The organism is Collinsella aerofaciens, from assembly GCF_015554145.1.
GTDB classification, from domain to species: Bacteria; Actinomycetota; Coriobacteriia; order Coriobacteriales; family Coriobacteriaceae; genus Collinsella; species Collinsella aerofaciens_AA.
In genome coordinates this window covers 22,880-44,707 of record NZ_JADNHZ010000007.1, presented here as the reverse complement: position 1 = coordinate 44,707, position 21,828 = coordinate 22,880, and the positions used below count along the sequence as shown (strand labels likewise).

At 60.9% G+C, this 21,828-nt stretch carries 19 protein-coding genes; 17 read left to right on the top strand and 2 right to left on the bottom strand.

Features of this window, described 5'->3' with window-relative positions; genetic code table 11:
- Positions 1 to 8: 8 nt before the first annotated feature.
- The 6 genes from I2E13_RS04065 to I2E13_RS04040 all read left to right on the top strand — a co-directional run bounded on the left by I2E13_RS04065 (position 9) and on the right by I2E13_RS04040 (position 8,363).
- Positions 9 to 974 carry a hypothetical protein gene (locus I2E13_RS04065; RefSeq protein ID WP_055251358.1) on the top strand — a complete coding sequence of 322 codons (966 nt, stop codon included), beginning with the start codon at positions 9 to 11 and terminating at the stop codon, positions 972 to 974.
- A gap of 206 nt (positions 975 to 1,180) precedes the next feature.
- Positions 1,181 to 2,626, top strand: coding sequence for a glutamine-hydrolyzing carbamoyl-phosphate synthase small subunit (carA, locus tag I2E13_RS04060; protein WP_195404256.1), 1,446 nt, complete (start codon positions 1,181 to 1,183; stop codon positions 2,624 to 2,626).
- A 1-nt stretch (position 2,627) separates the two neighbouring features.
- Positions 2,628 to 5,942, top strand: coding sequence for a carbamoyl-phosphate synthase large subunit (gene carB, locus I2E13_RS04055; protein WP_195404255.1), 3,315 nt, complete (start codon positions 2,628 to 2,630; stop codon positions 5,940 to 5,942).
- Between the two features lie 438 nt (positions 5,943 to 6,380).
- Positions 6,381 to 6,845 carry a 5-(carboxyamino)imidazole ribonucleotide mutase gene (gene purE / locus I2E13_RS04050; protein ID WP_006235810.1) on the top strand — a complete coding sequence of 155 codons (465 nt, stop codon included), beginning with the start codon at positions 6,381 to 6,383 and terminating at the stop codon, positions 6,843 to 6,845.
- A 35-nt stretch (positions 6,846 to 6,880) separates the two neighbouring features.
- Positions 6,881 to 7,879 carry a class B sortase gene (locus tag I2E13_RS04045; RefSeq protein WP_055251565.1) on the top strand — a complete coding sequence of 333 codons (999 nt, stop codon included), beginning with the start codon at positions 6,881 to 6,883 and terminating at the stop codon, positions 7,877 to 7,879.
- Between the two features lie 67 nt (positions 7,880 to 7,946).
- Positions 7,947 to 8,363: a molybdenum cofactor biosynthesis protein MoaE gene (locus I2E13_RS04040; RefSeq protein WP_055251563.1), complete on the top strand. Its 417-nt coding sequence runs from the start codon at positions 7,947 to 7,949 to the stop codon at positions 8,361 to 8,363.
- Positions 8,364 to 8,453: 90 nt separating this feature from the next.
- Here I2E13_RS04040 and I2E13_RS04035 read toward each other — a convergent pair whose 3' ends face one another.
- Complete coding sequence (locus tag I2E13_RS04035; protein WP_117776583.1) at positions 8,454 to 9,683, bottom strand: putative ABC transporter permease; 1,230 nt, start codon at positions 9,681 to 9,683, stop codon at positions 8,454 to 8,456.
- Between the two features lie 286 nt (positions 9,684 to 9,969).
- On the opposite strand from I2E13_RS04035, the gene purF reads away from it, so the two are divergent.
- The 11 genes from purF (at position 9,970) to I2E13_RS03980 (ending at position 20,150) form a co-directional block, all read left to right on the top strand.
- On the top strand, positions 9,970 to 11,640 hold the full coding sequence (gene purF, locus I2E13_RS04030) for an amidophosphoribosyltransferase (protein WP_195404254.1): 1,671 nt from the start codon (positions 9,970 to 9,972) through the stop codon (positions 11,638 to 11,640).
- A gap of 157 nt (positions 11,641 to 11,797) precedes the next feature.
- On the top strand, positions 11,798 to 12,901 hold the full coding sequence (gene purM / locus I2E13_RS04025; protein ID WP_055251557.1) for a phosphoribosylformylglycinamidine cyclo-ligase: 1,104 nt from the start codon (positions 11,798 to 11,800) through the stop codon (positions 12,899 to 12,901).
- A complete protein-coding gene (purN, locus tag I2E13_RS04020) occupies positions 12,891 to 13,592 on the top strand; it encodes a phosphoribosylglycinamide formyltransferase (RefSeq protein WP_195404253.1) in 702 nt (233 codons plus the stop codon). Before purM ends, purN begins: the two co-directional genes overlap by 11 nt.
- Positions 13,593 to 13,717: 125 nt before the next feature.
- Positions 13,718 to 14,182 (top strand): PTS sugar transporter subunit IIA, encoded by a 465-nt coding sequence (locus I2E13_RS04015; protein ID WP_117778667.1) that lies wholly within the window; start codon positions 13,718 to 13,720, stop codon positions 14,180 to 14,182.
- 197 nt (positions 14,183 to 14,379) lie between these two features.
- Positions 14,380 to 15,600: a peptidylprolyl isomerase gene (locus I2E13_RS04010; protein WP_195404252.1), complete on the top strand. Its 1,221-nt coding sequence runs from the start codon at positions 14,380 to 14,382 to the stop codon at positions 15,598 to 15,600.
- A 54-nt stretch (positions 15,601 to 15,654) separates the two neighbouring features.
- Positions 15,655 to 16,098: a GatB/YqeY domain-containing protein gene (locus tag I2E13_RS04005; RefSeq protein ID WP_117564043.1), complete on the top strand. Its 444-nt coding sequence runs from the start codon at positions 15,655 to 15,657 to the stop codon at positions 16,096 to 16,098.
- A gap of 350 nt (positions 16,099 to 16,448) precedes the next feature.
- Positions 16,449 to 17,180, top strand: a complete 732-nt coding sequence (locus I2E13_RS04000; protein WP_055251548.1) for an amino acid ABC transporter ATP-binding protein — start codon at positions 16,449 to 16,451, stop codon at positions 17,178 to 17,180.
- An 8-nt stretch (positions 17,181 to 17,188) separates the two neighbouring features.
- Positions 17,189 to 18,064 (top strand): transporter substrate-binding domain-containing protein, encoded by an 876-nt coding sequence (locus tag I2E13_RS03995; RefSeq protein ID WP_195404251.1) that lies wholly within the window; start codon positions 17,189 to 17,191, stop codon positions 18,062 to 18,064.
- A 25-nt stretch (positions 18,065 to 18,089) separates the two neighbouring features.
- The gene (locus tag I2E13_RS03990) at positions 18,090 to 18,836 is read left to right on the top strand and encodes an amino acid ABC transporter permease (RefSeq protein ID WP_195404250.1); all 747 of its coding nucleotides are present in this window, start codon (positions 18,090 to 18,092) and stop codon (positions 18,834 to 18,836) included.
- 3 nt (positions 18,837 to 18,839) lie between these two features.
- Complete coding sequence (locus I2E13_RS03985; RefSeq protein WP_006235796.1) at positions 18,840 to 19,478, top strand: amino acid ABC transporter permease; 639 nt, start codon at positions 18,840 to 18,842, stop codon at positions 19,476 to 19,478.
- 48 nt (positions 19,479 to 19,526) lie between these two features.
- Positions 19,527 to 20,150 carry a cytidylate kinase-like family protein gene (locus tag I2E13_RS03980; protein WP_195404249.1) on the top strand — a complete coding sequence of 208 codons (624 nt, stop codon included), beginning with the start codon at positions 19,527 to 19,529 and terminating at the stop codon, positions 20,148 to 20,150.
- Between the two features lie 60 nt (positions 20,151 to 20,210).
- Here the strand turns inward: I2E13_RS03980 and I2E13_RS03975 are convergent, their stop codons facing one another.
- Positions 20,211 to 21,614: a helix-turn-helix transcriptional regulator gene (locus I2E13_RS03975; RefSeq protein WP_195404248.1), complete on the bottom strand. Its 1,404-nt coding sequence runs from the start codon at positions 21,612 to 21,614 to the stop codon at positions 20,211 to 20,213.
- Positions 21,615 to 21,828 lie beyond the last annotated feature (214 nt).

The window sequence follows — 21,828 nt, the reverse complement described above, 5'->3', positions numbered from 1 at the left end:
GGAAGTTTATGGCTGACAAGAACCCTTTGACTCCGGAAGAAGTGACGGAGTTATTCTCCGAAATCGATGCATCCGGTGTCTTGGATCCCACGCTTGCCAAAAAGCGAACCGAGCGCATGCGTGAGAAGGAGGCTGCGGCCAAGCGCGGTGACAAAGCGGCGCTAGCGCAGCTGCGCAGCGAGGACCGCGCGAGCCAGGCAAAACATATCGACCCGCTGTCCGAGGACGATCCTTCGGGCTCGCAGGTGAGCCATACCATTACGAAGACCGCGATGGCCGTGGTCATCGGTATTCTGGTGCTGATCGTGGGCATGCAGATCGGCTACGGCGTGATGCGCCGTCTGAATACCGCCAACCTGTCCGAGAGCGTTTCGGTGGATACCGTCTCGACCGCGCTCAAGGGTGGACTCGAATGGGGCAACGGCTTTACGCAGTTCCCGCTTGATTTTTCTGTCGACGAGGCCGATGAGCGCACGGGCACGGTTGAGGTGACGGTGTTGGACACGTCGTCTGCCAATGAGCTCGAGCTGCTGTCCAACGGGCAGATCCAGGCCGCGGCGCTTGCGACCAACGCCCTGCTCAACGACAAGATTGACCGCGTGGTGTATAACGTTCACGCCTATATCGACGAGGATAGCAACATTCAGCACGATTCCTTTTTTGGCATGTTCCCCGCGCGGGGTCATCAGAGCGCCATTTTGACGTTTGTGTGGACCAAGAGCTCATCCAACGCCACGAGTATCGACTGGAAGATGCGCATCGTAAGCATGGACGACACCATTGCCGAGCGCATTCAAAAACAGGTGAACTCGGTTTCGTCGCTGATCGAGGACCCGGTGGTGAGCCAGACCAAGATTGACGAGGAAAAGGCCGAACGTGACCTGGAGCATCGTCTGCATGGCCGCGAGATTTTCCGCGGCGGCAAGCCCGATCGTTCACCGTCCGATCTGCTGGAACAGGACAAGAAAAAATAAGACGCCATCATCCCGTGTGAGCCACAAGCCCCGCGGGATGATTTTTAATCCCCGTCCCAGAAAAATCATTATGCATGAGACGTCATAATTATCTTTTTGTAAACAATTCTATGTAATTAATGCCATAGGCGATGCTTGCGGTTAGAATACCGCGAGGCCTAACTACCAACCTTTAAGCCGGTCCTGTGAGACCGGGAAGGAGAATTATGGCGAACAACCATACCGCGGGCGCTGCCGCCCGCACCTTCGCGCCCAGCGAGCTTTGCCAGCGTATGCTGGCCAAAACCAGCAAGGGCACCTGCGGTCCCTGTATCCTGTATCTTGAGGATGGGACCATTTTTTATGGACGTGCATGCGGCGCCGAGGGCACCGCGACCGGCGAAGTCTGCTTCAACACCTCGCTTGAGGGCTACTTTGAGGTCATGACCGACCCGAGTTATGCCGGCCAAATTGTAACCATGACCTATCCGCAGATCGGCAATTACGGTATCGACGAGACCGATGTCCAGTCGGCCTTCCCCGGCGACGCCGTGCGCCCTGCGAGCGCTCCGGCTATGCGCGGCATGATCGTTCGCGACATGTGCGCCACGCCTTCTAACTGGCGCTCGGCCGTCAGCGTGCCGGAGTACCTGCGCGCTCACGGCATCGTCGCTATCGAGGGTGTCGACACCCGCGCTCTGGTGCGCCATCTGCGCGACAATGGTTCCAAGATGGGCATTATCTCGACAGAGATCTTCGACGTCGACGAGCTCGCCGAGCGTCTGGACGCAGCGCCCACGCTGGTGGGCGAGAACCTGGTCAAGACCGTGAGCTGTCCCGCGCCTCACGAGTTTGTGGCCGCCGACCTGCCTGCCACGCATGGCTTTGCGCTTGCGGCTGCCGCTCCTGCCCGTCACAAAGTGGTCGCCTACGACTGCGGTGTGAAGCGCGGTATTCTGGAGGGCCTGGTCCGTGCCGGCTGCGACCTCACCGTCGTGCCGTGGGATACGCCCGCCCAGCAGGTGCTCGACATGAATCCTGATGGCGTCTTTTTGTCCAACGGCCCCGGCGACCCCGATGCCGTGGTGGAGACCTACGAGCAGGTGCAGCAGCTGATCGGCAAGGTGCCGGTCTTTGGTATTTGCCTGGGTCACCAGATGATCAGCTTGGCCTGCGGCGCCCAAATGGAAAAGCTTAAATTCGGTCACCGTGGCGGTAACCAGCCGGTTATGAATCTGGTGAGCCGTCGCGTGGAGATCACCGCGCAAAACCACGGCTTTGGCCTGCTGTTCCCCAGTCTGGGCAAACTGATTCCGGAGCTTTCCGGCGGCGAAACCGAGCATGCGGCCGATGGCGACCTGCGCGCCTGGGTGCGTCGCGGCGTCGCGCCGGTCGTGATGAACGAGCGCTTTGGTCGCATTCGCCTGACACATGTGAACCTCAACGACGGCACCGCCGAGGGCATCCAGCTGCTCGACGCCCCGTGTTTCTCGGTCCAGTACCACCCCGAGGCTTCGCCCGGCCCCACCGATGCCCACTATCTCTTTACCGCCTTTACGCGACTCATGGACGGCGAGGAGAACTACCTGGACATCGACACCGCGAAGGACCGCCTCGCCGGCTGGAATTTCGCCGATGGTGGTTCCGCCGCGACCAAGAACGAGGAGAACTAACATGCCTAAACGTACTGACATCAAGCGCATCCTCGTCATTGGCTCGGGCCCCATCGTTATTGGCCAGGCCTGTGAGTTCGACTACTCCGGCGCCCAGGCCTGCAAGGTGCTCAAGGAGGATGGCTTTGAGGTCATCCTGGTCAACTCCAACCCGGCGACCATCATGACCGACCCGGGTCTTGCCGACCGCACCTATGTCGAGCCCATCACCGCCGAGTTTATCGAGCGCGTAATCAAGAGAGAGCGCCCGGACGCGCTGCTGCCCACGCTGGGCGGCCAGACCGGTCTGAACGCCGCCGTCGAGCTGGCGAAAGACGGCACGCTGGACAAGTACGGCGTCGAGATGATCGGTTGCGACCTGGCCGCCATCGAGCGCGGCGAGGACCGCAAGCTCTTTAACGAGGCCATGGCCGAGATCGGCCTGGAGGTCGCGCGCTCGGGCTACGCCTATAGCGTGGCTGACGCCGAGGCCATCGCCGAGCGCGTGGGCTATCCCTGCGTGCTGCGTCCGAGCTTTACCCTCGGCGGTGCCGGCGGCGGCATCGCTCACACCCACGAGGAGCTCGTCTCTATCGTGAGCCAGGGCCTCGAGCTTTCGCCTGCCCACGAGGTGCTGGTCGAGGAGTCCATCGAGGGCTGGAAAGAGTACGAGATGGAGGTCATGCGCGACCACGCCGGCAACGGCATCATCGTGTGCTCCATCGAGAACCTCGATCCCATGGGCGTGCACACCGGCGACTCCATCACCGTGGCGCCTGCGCAGACCCTCTCCGATCTTGAGTACCAGCGCATGCGTGTCGCGTCGCTCGCCATTCTGGAGAAGATTGGCGTCGAGACCGGCGGCTCCAACGTGCAGTTTGCCGTGAACCCCCAGACCGGCCGTCTGATCGTCATCGAGATGAACCCGCGCGTGAGCCGCTCGTCCGCACTGGCCTCCAAGGCCACGGGTTTCCCCATCGCCAAGGCCGCCGCGCGCCTGGCCGTTGGCTATACGCTCGACGAAATCGTCAACGACATCACCAAGGCAACGCCCGCCTGCTTTGAGCCCACGATTGACTACTGCGTGGTCAAGGTGCCGCGCTTTGCCTTCGAGAAGTTCAAGGGTACCGACCCCACGCTCACCACGCGCATGAAGGCCGTGGGCGAGATCATGGCGATCGGCCGCACCTTTGAGGAGGCCTTTGGCAAGGCCATGCGCTCGCTGGAGGACGGACATCAGGGCATTTGCGCCGGTGGCAAGGAGGGTGCCGACAAGCTGAGCGACGACGAGCTCGCTCAGGCCGTGGCAACCCCGACCGAGCACCGCATCTTCTTTGTGGTCGAGGCCCTGCGCCGTGGCTGGGACATCGCCCGCATCCATGCCATCTGCGGTATCGATCCGTGGTACCTCAACCGTATCAACGATATGGTGCAAGTTCAGGAGAGCATCCGCGGCCTGCGTGTGGAGGACATTGACGCCGACGCAATGCGCCTGCTCAAGCAGTATGGCACGAGTGACGCCGAGATCGCCGCGCTGACCGGCTCGGACGAGCGCTTTGTGCGCGCCTATCGCAAGGGTCTGGGCGTGGTTCCCAGCATGAAGACGGTCGATACCTGCGCTGCGGAGTTTTCGAGCGCCACGGAGTACCACTACAAGACGTACGAGAACATCTACCGCACGAGCCCGGATGCCAAGAAGTGCGTGGCTCCCGACGAGACCACGCCGGCGGACAAGCCCAAGGCGATGATCCTGGGCGCCGGCCCCAACCGCATTGGCCAAGGTATCGAGTTCGATTACTGCTGCGTGCACGCGAGCTACGCACTGGCGGCTCGCGGCTTCGAGACCATCATGGTCAACTGCAACCCCGAGACCGTTTCGACTGACTACGACACCTCGGACCGCTTGTACTTTGAGCCGCTCACCTACGAGGACGTCATGGACGTTATCGATGTCGAGCGCCCCGACGGCGTCGTGGTGACGCTCGGCGGCCAGACTCCGCTTAAGCTGGCGCGCATGCTCGAGGAGAGCGGCGTGAACATTATGGGCACCAAGCCCGATGCCATCGACTTTGCCGAGGACCGCGAGCGCTTCGCCGCTCTGCTCGACAAGCTGGGCATCATGTACCCGCCGGCGGGCCAGGCGACCTCGTTTGAGGAGGCCGAGGCCGTGGCCGCGCACATCGGCTATCCGCTGCTGGTGCGCCCGAGCTATGTGCTGGGCGGCCGCGGCATGATGATCGCCTACGATGCCGAGCATCTGCGCGATTACATGGCAGAGGCTGCGCGCATCAGCCCCGACTACCCGGTGTATCTGGACCGCTTCCTGGAGGGCGCAATCGAGTCCGATGTCGACGCCCTGTGCGATGGCGAAGAGGTATACATCGGCGGCATCCTGGAGCATATCGAGGAAGCCGGTATTCACTCCGGCGACTCCGCGACCTGCATCCCGCCGTTCAGCTTTAGCGAGAGCCTGCAGGCGAAGCTCCGCGAGATCACGCGCCGCATCGCGATGGCGCTGGGAGTCCGCGGTCTGGTCAACGTGCAATATGCCATCAAGGGCGAGACCGTCTACGTGATCGAGGCCAACCCGCGCGCCAGCCGTACCGTGCCGTTTATCTCCAAGGCCACCGGTGTGCCGCTGGCCAAATGCGCGGCGCGCATCATGGCAGGCGATTCCATCGCGAGCTTGGGCCTGCCGAGCGACGAACGTCAGCTGGACTGGTTCTGCATGAAGGAAGCCGTCATGCCCTGGGGTCGTTTCCCGGGCGCCGACGTCATCCTGGGGCCCGAGATGAAGTCGACGGGCGAGGTCATGGGTATCGCCAAGAGCTATCCCGAGGCATACGCCAAGACGCAGCTGGCGATCGACTACAAGCTGCCCGACCCGAGCGCCGGCAAGGTGTTCATCAGCGTGTGCGACCGCGACAAGCGCCACATCCTTTCGGTCGCGCGTATCCTGCGTTACCTGGGCTTTGATATCTGCTCCACCGAGGGTACGGCGCGCGTGCTGCGTGGAGGCAACGTGACGTGCGAGATCGTGGAGAAGATTAGCGGCCCGCACGACGGCGAGCGCCCCAACATCGGCGACCTCATCGCCGATGGCAAGATCGCGGTGATCATCAACACGCCGTACGGTCCGGGCTCGCGCGGCGACGGCTATCTGCTGCGCACCGAGGCAGTGCGACGCGGTGTGACCTGCGTGACCGCGATGTCTGCGGCCAACACGTACGTGAGTGCCATCGAGGCGGTGCGCGAGGACCAGCAGGGTCACGGCAGCGCCAACGACATGGGCATGGACGTCATCGCCCTGCAGGACCTGCCACAGCACACGGTGTAGGTCGAGCTGTCCGGCCGGGGCGGGAGCCGGACACTTTCTCTCGGAAACTGGGCTTCGCGAAGTTTTCCGAGAGAAAGGACCGCCTCCCGCCCCGGCCTGCGGTGACTTGGCTGCACCGTGTGCTGCCGAAGGGGCTTTGTGCGATGACTAGGGCTGAATAAAAAGTGAGTGTGGGCTCCGCCGTTCGTTCGAACGGCGGAGCCCACGTTAATATTTCAGCCAACGTACGTCATGGCAATCCCCGGTAGGTCCCCGGGTGCCCCGCGGCGGGCTGGGTTATTTAGCTGAGCGACTTTGCGAAGCAACCGGAGCGAAGATAAAAACCCAGCCCGCCGCGGGGCACCCGGGGACCGCAGGGACGGGAGCAGCTATACTACTCTCAGTAGTTAAGGGTCGCGGATTCGCTGCGTCACCGCTCTCAACAGGAGGTCTATGTTTATGGCAGATCAGAAGCCGGTTGTCGGGATCATCATGGGTTCCAAGTCCGATCTGGGCGTTATGGAAGGCTGCACCGCCGAGCTCGAGGCACTGGGTGTGCCCTATGAGCTCGTCATTGCGAGCGCGCACCGCACGCCGGCGAAGGTCCACGAGTGGGCTTCGACTGCCGCCGATCGCGGTATCAAAGTGATTATCGCCGCCGCCGGCAAGGCCGCCCACCTGGGTGGTGTCGTGGCTGCCTTTACGCCGCTGCCGGTTATCGGCGTGCCTATGAAGACGAGTGACCTGGGCGGTATGGATTCGCTGCTGTCGATGGTGCAGATGCCTTCGGGCGTGCCCGTGGCCTGCGTTGCCATCAACGGTGCCAAGAACGCCGCTATCTATGCCACGCAGATTCTGGGTGCTTGCGACCCCGAGTACCGCAAGGTTATCGAGAAGATGAAGCAGGAGATGGCTGACGCCTAGGCGTTCCGCCGTTTCACCGCAGTATAAGGAGAGCCATGTCCGATTATCAGGGAAAACGATTCAAGGCTTCTCAGATTCCCGATCCGTCGAAGCCGGGTGCCGCCCATGCGGCGCAGCAGGGTCGGACATCCTCTCCTCAGCAGCCGCGCGCGCCGCGCCCCGTGACACCGGCGACGCATCGTCGACAGGACGCGCCGGCCGCATATCGTCCTTCGTCTTATAGCTCCGCTAAGAAGCCGCCCCGGTCTTCATCGCATGCCGCGCCGTCGGATTGCACCGAGCCGCCGCGCAAAAAGCGCCGCTCCATTATTCCCATTCTGCTCATCATCATCGGTATCGGCCTGATTGTCGCCGCCGCCGCTATCTTTATTAATGCCCAGATTGGCTATAAGCAGGCGAGCGATTCGTATCAGAAAATCGAGAAGCAATATGTAAGCGATAAGGATGCCAGCGGCGTGCCGATTATCGACTTTGATGCGCTTGCTCAGACGAACCCCGAGATTGTGGGTTGGATTTACGTGCCGGGAACCAATATCAACTATCCCGTGGTGCAGACCAACAACAACTCCAAATACCTCAACACGCTGTTTGACGGTACGGCTAACGCGTCCGGTGCCATTTTCCTGGATAGCGATGACACCGCGCCGGGAATGGTAGACCAGCAGACCACGATCTACGGCCACCATATGAACGATGGGTCGATGTTCAACGTGATTTCGGATACGACTGACCAGGCAACGTTCGATAGCATTGAATATGTGTACTACATCACGCGCGATGCGACGTATAAGCTGCGTCCGCTGGCGACCAAGGTGGTCGAGGACACGTATGCCAAGGCGCGCACGACCAATTTTGAGGGCGACGACGGACTCAAGAACTACCTGTTCGAGATGCTCGACGGCGCTTCTGCCGTGGCGAGTGATGCTACCGATCGTGCCGCTTCGGCAACTAAGGTTGTAACGCTTGTGACCTGTCGTTCGCTGTCGCTGAGCAACACGCGCGCCGTCATGGTGCTCACGCCGGTCGAGGAATAAGTTGTTCGAGAGTAGCTAAAAAGGCCCCGTCCCAAATTGGCTACTCGACGACGGTAAGGGAGAAACGATGCTTGAGAGTGGCAAATTGATGCCTTCGATTGATGCTTGGCTGCGCGAGGCCAAGGCCGATGCTTCGGCGGCAGGCTGCGGGATGTATCTGACGCATAACGGTGTGGTGCGTGCGACGCCCAAGGCCGAGGTGCGCGGAGTCGAGACCGATGGCGTGGCACCAGGCCGCAGGGTGGGCGGCATGGTCTTTGACTACGACGCCGAAAAGGTACGGTCTGCTATCGGGGCCACGCGCGCGATGCCGGGTATCGGCTATGTGCGCGTGTGGCTGGCAAGCGGCGAGCTTGCCGTAGGTGACGACATCATGCTCGTGCTCATCGGCGGGGACATTCGCCCGCACGTGGTCGATGCGCTGCAGGCGCTCGTCGGCACCATCAAAAATGAGTGTGTGAGCGAGGTCGAGTGCGAGGCGTAGAGGCTTGCGTCGATAGAAGGATCGTTTATAAAAATGCCCACCGGTACGTGTGATACCGGCGGGCATTTTGCGTTTTGGGCGCGGTGAGCGCTACACGCGCGTCGCATCCTTGGGGCTCATGGTCATGCTCTGGAAGCGGTTTTCCATGTATTCGTTATCGAAGTGCTCTCCGTAGAACTGTGCGACGGGAATGTCCGGCTCCGTGCCGTTAACGCGCTGGTACCAGTAGTCGAGCGACTGCAGCGTCATGACGCCGTCGACCAGCATGATAACGGTAAAGATGACGGTGGCCGAGTAGCGGCTCTTCCAGGGGATCTTGTTGATAAGCTTAAGCAGCCTCGGCAGCAGCAGCTTGATCCAGATGAGGCCGCCCAGGCCCCACAGGCAGGCGAAGCCCGTGCAGGTGCGTCCGCCCGTGAGGACCACGAGCGGATCGGGCAAACCGAACAGCGTTATGTGCGAGTAGCTCCACGAGACCACGCCAAACGCGGTCTGCATAAACCAGCCCACGAACACCTCAAAGCTGGCGCCGAGCAGGGCGCTCACCAGGAAAATGATGATGGGGTTCTTTTTGTAGAAGCGGTTAAGCACCATGGTCATGAGCACGGCGCCAAATCCGTAGATGGGGCTGAAGGGGCCAAACAGCATGCCGGCGCGGTTCTGATAGACGCCCGGGTCGTCGACCGTCATGTGCCAGATGTCCTCGGCGATCAGGCCGAGCACGCAGCAGACAAAGAAAACCCAGAACAGGTTGAAGTAGTTGAGCTTGATGTAGCCTTCGCCGGTTTCATCGCGCCCGAGCATGCCCTCGGCGGCGGCGTCGCGGTCGAGCATCTCCTGCAGGCGGCGCTGCAGTTCGCGCTCCTGACGCAGCGTGGGGTCGACGGTTGCCGAAAGTGCAACAAGGATGCCGAGCTGGATCGCGGGACGCAGTAGGAAGGGCCCGATGCCCTGGAGCATCACGTCGACCAAAAGCTCGACGACGGTGAATGCAATAAGGATGTAGGACAGGCGGGCGGCGTTGCGGCGCTGGTTTTTGATAAGGTCCAGGCCAAAGATGATTAGGATGACGGCACTTGCCGCAGAGAGCATGATGCCGGCGACGATAAGGCCGACTGCGACGAGCGTGTTGTCGCCGAGCTTTTCGGTGGCGTTGCCGTTAACAAGTGCCGTGATGACCTGCCACATAAAGGCAGCGACCGACGGGAGCGTGCCCACGCCGGAAAGGATGCACAGGACGGCGTACACCTTAATGATGAGGGGGATCTTCTTGACCTCCGTGGCGCTGGGGACGCTGGGGTCGAGTTCGTTTCGATCCATACAGAACCTTTCTCGCTTTGTTGTAGATTATAAGGATACGCCGCCGACCTGCCAAAAGACAGGACGAACGTCCCAATTGCAACTTTGTAATCCCCAACGGCGGACGCGGCGGCCATCTGGGGGCGCGGGCACTTACGCTGGACAGACCGATAAAATGTTTGGCAACAAAACGGATTATTAGCTCGGTGGGCTTTTAAAAAGCGCTGCTCATGCGCTGGGGAGCACGTCGCGCCGTGCGTATAATAAGGCGGGTAACGCCAAAAATACGAGGCTCTGAGGGGATACCATGTCTCAAGAAACCATCCGCGCGGCCGAGCGTGCCGCGGGACAGGTGAACACCATGTCGACGTATGATCCGGACTCCGACCAGCTGCATGAGGAATGTGGCATTTTCGGCGTATGGGCGCCCGATCGCGACGTGGCTCGACTGACGTACTTTGGCCTGCGTGCACTGCAGCACCGTGGCCAGGAATCGGCGGGAATCGCCGTGGGTGACGGCGGCACGGTTATGGTCCGCAAGGATCTGGGCCTGCTCGACCGCGTGTTCTCCAATGCCGACCTGTCGACGCTCTCCGGCCAGCTGGCCGTGGGTCATGTGCGCTACGGCACCGCCGGCGCCAAGAGCTGGGAAGCCTCTCAGCCGCACCTCTCTACCATCAACAGCGTCATTATCGCGCTTGCTCACAACGGCACCCTCGTCAACACCGACGAGCTGCGCCGCCAGCTGATCGAGCTGGGCGTGCCATTCCTCTCCAATTCGGATTCCGAGGTCGCGACCAAACTCATCGGCTACTTTACCCAGCGTACGGGCCATCTGCGCGAGGGCATTCGCAAGACCATGGAGCTCGTGCGCGGCGGCTACGCCATGACGCTCATCAACGAGCAGGCGCTCTACGCATTCCGCGATCCACACGGCATTCGCCCGCTCGTGCTGGGCAAGCTGGTGGACGAGGGTCTGGACCAGGCCGATGCCGCAGCCGTTTCGCAGCTGCCGTCGCAGGACGGCGCCGCGACGGTCGACTCCGCCGTCCGTGTCACGCGCGCCGGCGGCTGGGTCGTTGCTTCCGAGACCTGCGCACTCGACATCGTGGGTGCCGAGTACGTCCGTGACGTCCGTCCCGGCGAGATCTTGCGCATCAGCGCCGAGGGTCTGGTATCCGAGCAGGGCGTGCCTGCAGCCGAAGAGCCCGCCAACTGCATCTTTGAGCAGGTTTACTTTGCCCGCCCCGACTCCATCATGAACGGCAAGAGCGTCTATGCCTGCCGTTACGACATGGGTCGTCAGCTGGCACATGAGGAGCCCGTCGAGGCCGACCTGGTCATCGGCGTGCCCGACTCCGGCCTGCCGCCCGCGGAGGGGTATTCGCACGAGAGCGGTATTCCCTTTGGCGAGGGCCTTATCAAGAACCGCTACGTGGGCCGTACGTTTATTGAGCCCACGCAGGAGTTGCGCGCCATGGGCGTGCGTATGAAACTCAACCCGCTGCGCGACAACATCGAGGGCAAGCGCCTGGTCGTCATCGACGACTCCATCGTGCGCGGCACCACCATGGTGCAGCTCGTCAAGATGCTGCGCAACGCCGGCGCCAAGGAGATTCACATCCGCATCAACTCGCCCGAGGTCATTTGGCCGTGCTTCTACGGTATCGATACCGACGTGCAGTCGCAGCTTATCAGCGCCAACAAGACGGTCGACGAGATTTGCGAGTATATCGGCGCCGATTCGCTGGCCTTCCTTTCGGTCGAGGGCCTGCTTAAGGTCATGCCCAAGGGCGGCTACTGCGACGCGTGCTTTACCGGCCGCTATCCCGTGGCGATTCCCGATAGCTTTGGCCGCGACAAGTTTATGGAGGGCTTTAAGCCCCGCAACCTGGACAAGCCGCTGTACTTTGACGACGACGCCGTGGTCGAGAAATACGACGACCGCAGCTGGGAAGAGGAGCACGGCGAGGCCTAAAACCTGCCATGTGGGGACAGGTTTATTTTGGTAGGTTTTACCTGCTGTTTTGTTGATATGACGGCGCGTGCTGTTATGGCGCGCGCCGAAATGAACGCAACTATGAGCACCGTTTGGCGCCCGCGCGGCGCCACGGTAGTGGGAGAGGAAGGCTCAGATGAGCGACAGCAAGCATGTGACGTACGAGGACGCCGGCGTCGATACCGCCGAGGGCGGTCGCGCCGTCGACGCGATTAAGCAGATGGTCAAGGACACCAATCGTCCCGAAGTTATCGGCGGCATCGGCGGCTTCGGTGGCCTGTTCTCGGCTGCCGCGCTTAAGGATATGGAAGACCCGATCCTGATCAGCGGTACCGACGGCGTGGGCACCAAGCTCGTGCTCGCCCAGATCATGGACCGTCACGAGACGGTGGGCCAGGACCTGGTCGCTATGTGCGTCAACGACATTTTGGCTTCGGGCGCCGAGCCGCTGTTCTTCCTGGACTACGTTGCCATCGGTCACATCGAGGCCGAGCACATGGCAAAGATCATCAAGGGCGTGGCCGACGGCTGCAAGCTCGCGGGCTGCGCGCTCGTGGGCGGCGAGATGGCCGAGCACCCGGGCGTTATGGCTCCGGCCGACTACGACCTCGCCGGCTTTACCGTGGGCGTCGTCGATCGTCCCAAGATGCTCGACCCCGCGAACGTTCGCCCGGGCGATGTGATCCTGGGCCTGCCTTCCACCGGCGTGCACTCCAACGGCTACTCGCTCGTGCGCAAGGTCATCGGCGTCGACGGCATCAAGCCGGGCACGCCCGAGGCCGCCGCTAAGGCCGAGGAGCTGAGCCGTCCGCTCGAGGAGCTCGGTGGCGCTTCGCTGGCTGACGCCCTGCTGGCCCCCACGCGCATTTATGTGAAGCCGATTCTTGAGCTGCTGCGCGGCGGCGCCAACGTGCATGCTATCGCCCACATCACCGGCGGCGGTATTACCGAGAACCTCAACCGCGCGCTCGCCGACGACGTTGACGCCGTGGTCACCCGCAACGGCGCCGAGATGGGTTGGGACGTTCCGCCCGTTATCACTTACGTGTCGCGTCAGGCCGAGCTCGCGCCCAACGAGGCATGCAAGACCTTCAACATGGGCGTCGGCCTGTGCCTGATCGTCGCCCCCGAGGACGAGGCCGCCGTGACCGAGGCACTGGTCGCGCTGGGCGAGAAGCCGTTCCGCGTGGGCGAGTGCGTCGAGGGTTCCGGTAAGGTCGTGTACTCCGATGAGCGCTAACGAGCAGATGGCTGCTGCCGAGGGCCTGGGCTTTGTGCCCTACACCCGTCCGACCGGCACCGATACGGCCGAGCCGCTTAAGATTGGCGTGCTTATCAGCGGCTCGGGTACCAACCTGCAGGCGCTGATCGATCTGATCGCCGCCGGTAAGCTCAACGCCTCGATTGAGCTTGTGGTGTCGAGCCGTCCTTCGGCTAGGGGTTTGCAGCGCGCTGAGCGCGCGGGCATCCAGACGCTCACGCTGTCCAAGGATGTCTATGCCGACCCCATCGCCGCCGATGAGATCATCGCGCACGAGCTGCTCGAACGCGGCTGCGAGTATGTGGTCATGGCCGGCTACATGCGCATGGTGCACACGCCGCTGCTGGCGGCGTTCCCCAATCGCGTGGTCAACCTGCATCCGGCGCTGCTGCCGAGCTTTACCGGTGCCCATGCGATTGACGATGCGTTTGCGCGTGGTGTCAAGGTGACCGGCGTGACCGTGCACTTTGCCAACGAGATTTACGACAACGGCCCCATCATCGCCCAGCGTGCGCTGGCTGTCGAGGAAGGCTGGGACGTCGACACGCTCGAGGAGCATATCCACGCGATTGAGCACGTGCTGTATCCCGAGGTCGTGCAGATGCTCGCCGACGGCCGCGTCCACGTGCTGGAGAGCGGCAAGGTCGCAATTGATGCGCCCCGCGGCTAGCGGCGCACAGTACAATTTAGTTGAGTGGTCAGGGTGGTCATTGGCGCCAAGGCGCGCGTGACCACCTTTTGTTTTGGGTGGTCATCGGGGACGTTCCTGAATGACTAGGTGAGAGAGGTGAGCGCATGGCGGATAACGAAGCGCTGTTTACGCCTGAGCTGGTGTTTTTTGATTGGGAGTGTGCGACGCCGGGTGAGGTGTTTGCGCAACTCGAGAGTGAGCTTGCTCCGCGCGGCTACATTGCCGACGGTTGGCTCGACGCCGTTCGCACGCGCGAGGATGCCTATCCCACGGGTCTTGCCATGCCGGCGGCAAACATTGCCATTCCGCATACCGATCCGGGGTTTGTGGCCAAGCCCTATATCGCGGTGGTGAAGCCCGCCGCGCCCGTGACATTTAACGCTATGGCTGGCATGGGCGCTCCGGTGCCGGCGCAGATCGTCATCAATCTGGGCATCGCCGAGCCGGGCGGTCAGGTCGAGGCCCTGCAGGCGCTCATGAACATCTTTATGGACGCCGATGCCGCAGCCGACGTGCTCGGCCAGACCACGCCGCAGGGCATGGTCGACGCCATCCGCCGCCACTTCTAAGGTGGGGCTAAGCCGGCACCTAGGGACGTTCCTTATGTGCCGGCACTTGGGGACTGTCCCTAACTGCCGGCTGCCAGAGCTGTCCCCTTTGCACCAAAATGGTGCAGATTAACCTGTCCCCAATGCACCAAGCGTGCCGCGGGGGCTGCGTTGTGACACAATGGCGTTTGTTCGATTCGTTATGCGAAAGGCCAACTATGGCAAATAAGAAAAAGAACCCCGCACCCGAGCCGACGCCCGAGCAGCAGGCTCGCGCCGCCTCCAGCTCTCGCAAGAAGCAGCGCAAGACCCGCGTGTCCAAGACCGTCAAGATCGTTCTGGTGGTCATCGGCGTGCTGGCGATGCTGCTTTCCGTCTCGGCGATGGCGTGCTCCGGCCTTATGTCGCAGGCCGAGGACACCTCGGGCTACAAGCTGACCGGCGGTGTTGCTGCCACTATCAACGGCACCAACCTCACCGAGGACACCGTGACCAAGCAGATCATGAACATGCGCACGTCCTACGGCTACACCAAGGACAAGGACTGGGCGCAGTATCTGGTCGACAACGACCTCACGCCCAAGAGGTATCGCAAGCAACTCATCGACTCCTACACGCAGCAGATTCTGCTTCAACAGGCACAGAAAGAGAACGGCGTGACGGTGTCGGACGAGGAGGTCGAGAAGGCTTGGAAGGACGCGTGCAAGAGCGCGGGCGGTGCCAAGGCCTTTAAGAAGACCCTCAAGACCTACGGCTATACCGAAGACACCTACAAGGATTCGCTCAAGGAGAGTCTGGCGCAGCAGAAACTCAAGGATGCCGTCGCGCCCACGAGCAAGCCCAAGGACAGCGAGATTGTCGATTACATCAACGAAAACCTGTCCAGCTACAACGACGCCCGCCGCTCGTCGAACATCCTGATCAAGGTTGATTCCGACGCTTCCGACGAGGACAAGGCTGCCGCCAAGGCCAAGGCGCAGGAGTGCCTGGACAAGATCAACTCCGGTGAGCTGAGCTTTGAGGACGCCGTTGAACAGTACTCCGAGGACACCGGTTCCAAGGAGAAGAAGGGCGATGTGGGCTGGGATAAGCTCACCACCTTTGTCGACAGCTACCAGACGGCGCTCGAGGGGCTCAACAAGGGCGATGTGAGCGAAGTCGTCGAGTCGACCTATGGTTACCACATCATCAAGTGCACCGACTACTTCCATGTCGATAATCAGGTTGATGACATCAACCAGGTGCCCAAGGCCATCAAAAAGTACGTCTCCAACGTGGTGAAGACGCAAGCGGCCAGCACCGCGTACAGCGAGTGGCTGGAGCAGTACAAGAAGGATGCCGACATCACCGTCAACCCCATGCCCAAAGACGTGCCATACAACGTCAGTCTGAAGGGCGTCACCAAGAGTTCGACCGACGATTCGTCGACGACTGAGTAATCATGGGGCGGTGCTCGCGCAAGTGCCGCCCACGCTATTAGAGAGGATTTGCAGATGACCAACGAAGAGCTGCAGAAGGAAATGATCGCGGCCATGAAGGCCAAGGACAAGGTTCGCCTGTCCATCATCCGTCAGGTCAAGGCCGAGGTGAAGAATATCGAGGTCAACGAGCGCCGCGACGTGACCGAGGAAGACGTCAACAGCATGATCAAGCGTCTGATTAAGCAGACGAGCGAGACGCTGGAGATGTCCATCAAGGCCGGTACCGACCAGGACCGTACCGACAACCTGACCGAGCAGGTCAAGATTCTGGAGAGCCTGCTGCCCGCGCAGGTTTCGGGCGAGGAGCTCGAGGCGCTGATCGAGCAGGTTATCGCCGAGCTGGGCGCCACGTCCAAGAAGCAGATGGGCCAGGTCATGGGAGCACTCGGCAAGGCCACCGGCGGCAACTTCGACAAGCCTGCCGCGGCAAAGATCGTCGGAGCCAAACTCGCGTAATTTGTTATGCGGTTTTACCAAACCGCATAACGGCTCGACGCTGCAAACCCGTACACACGGCAATCTGACGTTCAATTTCAAGGGCGCGACCATAAGGTCTGCGCCCTTTCATTTCACGTCACCTTACTCGCGTGTACGGGTTTTCGCTGACTTATGCTCAACAAGGGCGGTTGAGCGCTCATTGGGGACAGACTTAAATGAGTACCCGCTCATTGGGTACTCATTTAAGTCTGTCCCCAATGAGTGGGCGGAAGGTTGCGGGTTCTTTACGGGAATGTAGTGTGGGCTGCGGGAACGTGGTTCTTTCCGTACAATAGTTCAACTCGTGTAAACGCAGGGAAGGGACATTCATGGCAGACATGATCGAGATCAAGCATCTCAACAAGTACTTTGGCGACCTGCATGTGCTCAAAGATATCAACCTCACCGTCAAGCGCGGCGAGAAGCTCGTAATGATCGGGCCTTCCGGCTCGGGCAAGTCGACGCTCATCCGTTGCGTCGACTATCTTGAGGAGCCCACGTCGGGCGAGGTCATCATCGACGGTACGCCGCTCACCAAAAAGAATCACCTGGAGATGGCCCGCAAGTATAGCTCCATGGTGTTTCAGCAGTTCAACCTGTATCCCAACATGACGGTGCTGGGCAACCTGACGCTCGCGCCCATCAAGCTACAAAAGAAGAGCAAGGAGGAGGCGACCGAGATCGCCATCGCCGCGCTCAAGCGCGTTGGCATGGCGCATAAGGCCGGCGAGTATCCGCAGAACCTCTCGGGCGGTCAGCAGCAGCGTATCGCCATCGCCCGTGCCCTGTGCACCAAGCAGCCCATCATCCTGTTTGACGAGCCGACCTCGGCGCTCGACCCCGAGATGGTCCAGGAGGTTCTGGACGTTATGATCGAGCTCGCGCAGGAGGACATCACCATGATCTGCGTGACGCATGAGATGGGCTTTGCGCGCCAGGTGGCCGACCGCGTCATCTTTATGGAGGACGGCCGCATTCTGGAGGAGGGCACGCCCGAGCACTTCTTCGATAACCCCGAGAACCCGCGCTGCCGCGAGTTCCTGTCCAAGATTCTGCACTAGGCGCGGTGATGGACATGACGGATATGACGAGGGCGGCCGTGTCGCGCCGTCACTTTTTGCAGCTGGCTGGCGCCGGCATGCTTGCGCTGACGGGGGCCGCGCTTACCGGTTGCGGCAACTCTACCAGCGGCGAGGGCTCCGACAAGGGGTCCAAGCTTGCGGCCATTAAGTCGCGTGGCCATCTGAATGCCGGCGTTAAGAAGGACGTTCCCGGCTATGGCTATTACGACACCGCCAAGGGCCGCTTTGAGGGCATGGAAGTCGATTTGTGCTACCAGATCGCCGCTGCCGTCTTTGGCGTGAGCTACAAGGAAGCCCGTGCTCAGGAGCTTGTCGAGTTTACCGACGTAACGCCCAAGACGCGCGGCCCGCTGATCGATAACGGCCAGCTTGACGTGGTCGCGGCGACCTACACCATCACCGACGAGCGCAAGAAGAGCTGGGATTTCTCGACGCCGTACCGTACCGACTACGTGGGACTCATGGTCAAGAAGCGTTCGGGCTTTACCTCGATTGAGGATCTGGACGGTAAGGTCATTGGCGTGAGTCAGGGTGCCACCACGCAGGGCCTGATCGAGCAGATGATCAAGGACAACGGCTTTAGCTGTAAGCCCGAGTTTAGGGCCTTTAGCGGCTATCCCATCATCAAGAGTTCCCTCGACGCCGGCAATATCGACGTCTTTGCCATGGACCGCTCCACGCTGGCCGGTTACATGAACGAGACCGTTGAGCTGCTGCAGCCCGAGGTCAAGTTTGGCGAGCAGGGCTACGGCGTGGCGACCAAGAAGGGCTGCGACCTTTCGGCCGTGGTCGATCAGGTGATTTGCGATCGCCTGGCCGACGGCTGGCTCGACCAAGAGGTCAAGACCTGGGGTCTTGTATAGGCGCATCGTCCAAGGAAGGAATCAAATGCTCGAAGGATTGTTTGACGCCGACCGCTGGTCGACGACATTTCAAAACATGGGGCCCTTCTGGGAGGGCTTTGGCGTGACGCTGCAGGTGGTCGTTGCCGGTCTGCTGCTGTCGCTGGTGCTGGGCACGCTGCTGGGCGTGTTCTCTACCACTCGCTCGCGCGTACTGCGCGCCATAAGCCGCGTGTACGTGGAGTTTTACCAGAACACCCCGTTGCCCGTGCAGGTGCTCTTTATGTACATGGCCGGTCCGCAGTTTTTGCAGGCCATAACCGGTGCCGACCAGCCGGTGCGCATCGCGCCGTTTGTGCTGGGCTTCTTGGGCGTGGGTCTGTATCATGCGGCCTACATTTCGGAGGTCATCCGCACCGGTATCGAGGCGGTTCCGCGCGGTCAGATGGAGGCGGCCCAGAGCCAGGGCTTCACCCGTGCGCAGGCGTACTGGTACATCGTGCTGCCCCAGACGTTCAAGATCATTTTGCCGCCGCTGTGTAACCAGGCGCTCAACCTGGTCAAGAACACGTCGGTGCTGGCGCTTGTGGCCGGCGGCGACCTTATGTACCGTTCCGACAACTTTGTGAGTCTGTACGGTTACCTGCAGGGATACATCGTCTGCTGCCTTATGTATTTCATCATCTGCTTTCCGCTCGCCATGCTGGTGCAGTGGCTCGAGCACCGCTCCAAGGAGCGTCCGCGCGGCGTGAGCCTGGCCGAGCTGGGGCTCGACAACGTAGAGGAGGCCTAGCGCATGGAAATCTTCAACGCGACCAACCTGCTCTACATTTGGGGCGGCTTTGTTAAGACAATCGAGATCTCGGCGCTGTCGATCTTTTTCTCGCTCATCTTTGGCACGGTGCTGGCGCTCGTTAAAAGCTATGCGCCCCGCCCGTTCCGTATTTTGGTGAGCGCCTATATCGAGCTGTTCCGTTGCACGCCGAACCTGCTGTGGATCCTGTTTATCTACTTTACGGTGCAGGGTTTGGACATTGTGATTTCGACCATCGCCTTTACGCTGTTTACCAGCGCTGTTATGGCCGAGATTGTGCGTGGTGGCCTCAACTCGATTCCGCGCGGCCAGTTTGAGGCAGCGCAGAGCCAGGGCTTCGGCTTCTTTGCCACCATGCGCTACATCATTCTGCCGCAGACGTTTAAGACGATCATCCCGGCGCTGTTTAGCCAGTGCACGACCGTCATCAAGGACAGCTCGTATCTTTCGGGCATTAACGTGGCCGAGCTCATGTACACGGCAAACGTCGTGATGGCCCATGCGATCGACCTGTCGCAGGTGCTTATGCTCTACGGTCTGGTGTTTGCGATGTACTTTGTGCTCAACTTTGGTATTTCGCTGCTGGTTCGCGCATATCAGAGGCGAATGGTGGCAGCGTAGAATGTGGCAAAGGGACAGCCCCTTTGTCACATAGAGAAAGGAATCGCGATGAGCGATCTGGAGAATAAGAAGAATCCTGTGGTCATTACCATCGCGCGCGACTTTGGCGCCGAGGGCCACGAGATTGGTCGCATGCTTGCCGACGAGTTGGGGATTCCGCTGTATGACAACGAGCTGCTGGTGCGTGCGTCGCTGCGCACGGGCGAGTCGCTCGATAAGATGGCCGCCTACGACGAGCGTCTGGCCGTGGAGAACATGGCGTTCCTGCCCGACCGCTACGATGCGCGTTCGTACTCGGATAAGTTGTTCCAAAAGATGAGTCAGGTGATTTTGGATCTGGGCGAGACCGAGAGCTGCATTATCGAAGGCCGCCTGTCCGATTACCTGCTTCGCAACAACCCCAACCACATTGCCGTGTTGGTGACCGCTCCCTTTGAGGACCGCGTCGAAATCGTGCGCAAGAAGCGCGGACTTAACAAAAAGAAGGGCGCCAAGCTGGTCAAACAGCAGCAGAAGGCGCGCGAGGCGTTCTATAAGCGCTACAGCGCCGGAAAGTGGAAGATGACGAGCGGTAAGGACATCGTCGTCAACCGCGCCAAGCTGGGCCGCGAGGGCTGCAAAGACGTCATCGCGGCGGCCTACCGCTACAAGCTGGCACAGCTCGAGGGCTAACCGCAGCCGAGCGAGAACCACCACAAAGGGGCACAGGCACCTTTGTGGTGGTTTTTGTTTTTAGGCCGAGGGGAAGGCCTTGGTGAGACCGGCGCGCGTCTGCGTGTCGGTCTTTTGGTAGATAGAGCTTAGGTGGCGCTGCACCATGCGCATCGAGATGCCGAGTTCCTCGGCGACCTGCTTGAGTGGGCGTTCATCCTGGGTTACGGCTACCAGCACGTCCACTTCGCGCGGGGTGAGGCCGCGGTCGCTGATGAAGGCCTGGCGTTGCTCTTCGATACTCGGCGCTGCCAGTGCTTTCTCGGCAAGCTGTTGATGTTCGCGTTCCTGCTTGGTCTGGGGTAGACGGAACAGGCCGGCGGCAACGAATGCCACGCAAGCCGCGACGAGCAAAACGAGCGCACCGATCATGATGAGAGCAACATTGCCCGAGGTCACAAGTGTCAGCGAGATTCCCGATGTAGTGAACGCGCACATGTTGTTGGCGGCGCGTCCCATGCCGGCCCAGAGGGCGGGCGCATGCATGCGCGGTGCCAGCTGTGTAAAGGTGGCGGTGAAGAACGTGACGAAAAAGCCCGAGCTCAGGTAAAAGACGATAAGGCCCAGGTTGGGATCGGCCCCGGCCTCTACGGCTAGGATGGAAATGGTCGAGAGTACGGCGATGCCGAGCATGACGAGTCCCATGTATCGGCGTTCGGCAAGATCAAAGATAATGCCGGCGGCAAGGCCGCTCGCCGCCAAAAAGAGGCGCGGCCATGTTTGCACGGCAATGGTGCCGTGGGCGTTGGAGAGCGTGACCACGTTGTCCAGGGTCGAGAACAAGCAGGCAAGAATCATGATGAGCGCGATGCTCCAGCATGCCTGCTTGGCGAGGGCGTGCGAGGGCTCAACAAAGGGATTGATGGCGCGGCTGGAGCTCTCGGCGGCCTTTTGGGGAACGACGCTGAGTGCGGAGATGGCGATGGTCGCTATGCCAAGGACGATGAGCTCTGCGATGCCGCCGCAATTGAGCAGGTTGATGGCGAACTGCATCAGGATGCCCGCGGCATAGGCCGCTCCTGCACCGGTGGCGAGCTTGGGATCATCCTGGAATGCCAATGAAAAGGCGTGGTGCGCTGCGGCACCCAGCAGACCGAGCCCAAAGAATGCCACGCAGCCCAGAATCTCGAGCACAAGCGAACCCGTGGGGGACTGGATTTGGGTCAATCCCAGGATGGCGATGGGAACGGCGGCGCTGACGGCTGCCTGGGGCTGGCCTTTGCGTTGGGCGAGACCGAGCAGTGGTGCATATCCGATAAAGCCGATGACGCTGGCACCAAGGATAAAGCCCTGTGCGAGCACAACGCGCTCGGCGCCGGCGAGCAGGCCGACATTGATGTCGAAGCGAAACTCGACGGAAAGAAAGGCGAAGGTAAAAAGCGCGAGTGCCAGAAGCGCGTTGATTTTAGGCTTGCTTAGGTTCAAGGACGGTCCTTTGGATGGACGAATTATTGTGTCCTCGATTGTAGCGTCCTTGGGACGAGTGTGGCGATGGCGAAATTATATTGAATTAAACCGCAGTTAGAGGCCTAGGTTCGCATCTACGAACCTAGGCGTGCGGAGTCATTTGGCACATCTTGGTGGTACAGGACCACCACAAAGGGGACAGGCACCTTTGTGGTGGTATGGCCCATCGACC

Bases quoted from the DNA above. Each gene is read 5' to 3' on its own strand.
- I2E13_RS04015 (WP_117778667.1), top strand. From the start codon at position 13,718: ATGGCGGATAACGAAGCGCTGTTTACGCCTGAGCTGGTGTTTTTTGAT.
- I2E13_RS04010 (WP_195404252.1), top strand. From the start codon at position 14,380: ATGGCAAATAAGAAAAAGAACCCCGCACCCGAGCCGACGCCCGAGCAG.
- carA (WP_195404256.1), top strand. From the start codon at position 1,181: ATGGCGAACAACCATACCGCGGGCGCTGCCGCCCGCACCTTCGCGCCC.
- I2E13_RS03990 (WP_195404250.1), top strand. From the start codon at position 18,090: ATGCTCGAAGGATTGTTTGACGCCGACCGCTGGTCGACGACATTTCAA.
- I2E13_RS04005 (WP_117564043.1), top strand. From the start codon at position 15,655: ATGACCAACGAAGAGCTGCAGAAGGAAATGATCGCGGCCATGAAGGCC.
- purF (WP_195404254.1), top strand. From the start codon at position 9,970: ATGTCTCAAGAAACCATCCGCGCGGCCGAGCGTGCCGCGGGACAGGTG.
- I2E13_RS04035 (WP_117776583.1), bottom strand. From the start codon at position 9,683: ATGGATCGAAACGAACTCGACCCCAGCGTCCCCAGCGCCACGGAGGTC.
- I2E13_RS04000 (WP_055251548.1), top strand. From the start codon at position 16,449: ATGGCAGACATGATCGAGATCAAGCATCTCAACAAGTACTTTGGCGAC.
- I2E13_RS03980 (WP_195404249.1), top strand. From the start codon at position 19,527: ATGAGCGATCTGGAGAATAAGAAGAATCCTGTGGTCATTACCATCGCG.
- I2E13_RS04040 (WP_055251563.1), top strand. From the start codon at position 7,947: ATGCTTGAGAGTGGCAAATTGATGCCTTCGATTGATGCTTGGCTGCGC.
- purE (WP_006235810.1), top strand. From the start codon at position 6,381: ATGGCAGATCAGAAGCCGGTTGTCGGGATCATCATGGGTTCCAAGTCC.
- purM (WP_055251557.1), top strand. From the start codon at position 11,798: ATGAGCGACAGCAAGCATGTGACGTACGAGGACGCCGGCGTCGATACC.
- carB (WP_195404255.1), top strand. From the start codon at position 2,628: ATGCCTAAACGTACTGACATCAAGCGCATCCTCGTCATTGGCTCGGGC.
- I2E13_RS03985 (WP_006235796.1), top strand. From the start codon at position 18,840: ATGGAAATCTTCAACGCGACCAACCTGCTCTACATTTGGGGCGGCTTT.
- I2E13_RS04045 (WP_055251565.1), top strand. From the start codon at position 6,881: ATGTCCGATTATCAGGGAAAACGATTCAAGGCTTCTCAGATTCCCGAT.
- purN (WP_195404253.1), top strand. From the start codon at position 12,891: ATGAGCGCTAACGAGCAGATGGCTGCTGCCGAGGGCCTGGGCTTTGTG.
- I2E13_RS04065 (WP_055251358.1), top strand. From the start codon at position 9: ATGGCTGACAAGAACCCTTTGACTCCGGAAGAAGTGACGGAGTTATTC.
- I2E13_RS03995 (WP_195404251.1), top strand. From the start codon at position 17,189: ATGGACATGACGGATATGACGAGGGCGGCCGTGTCGCGCCGTCACTTT.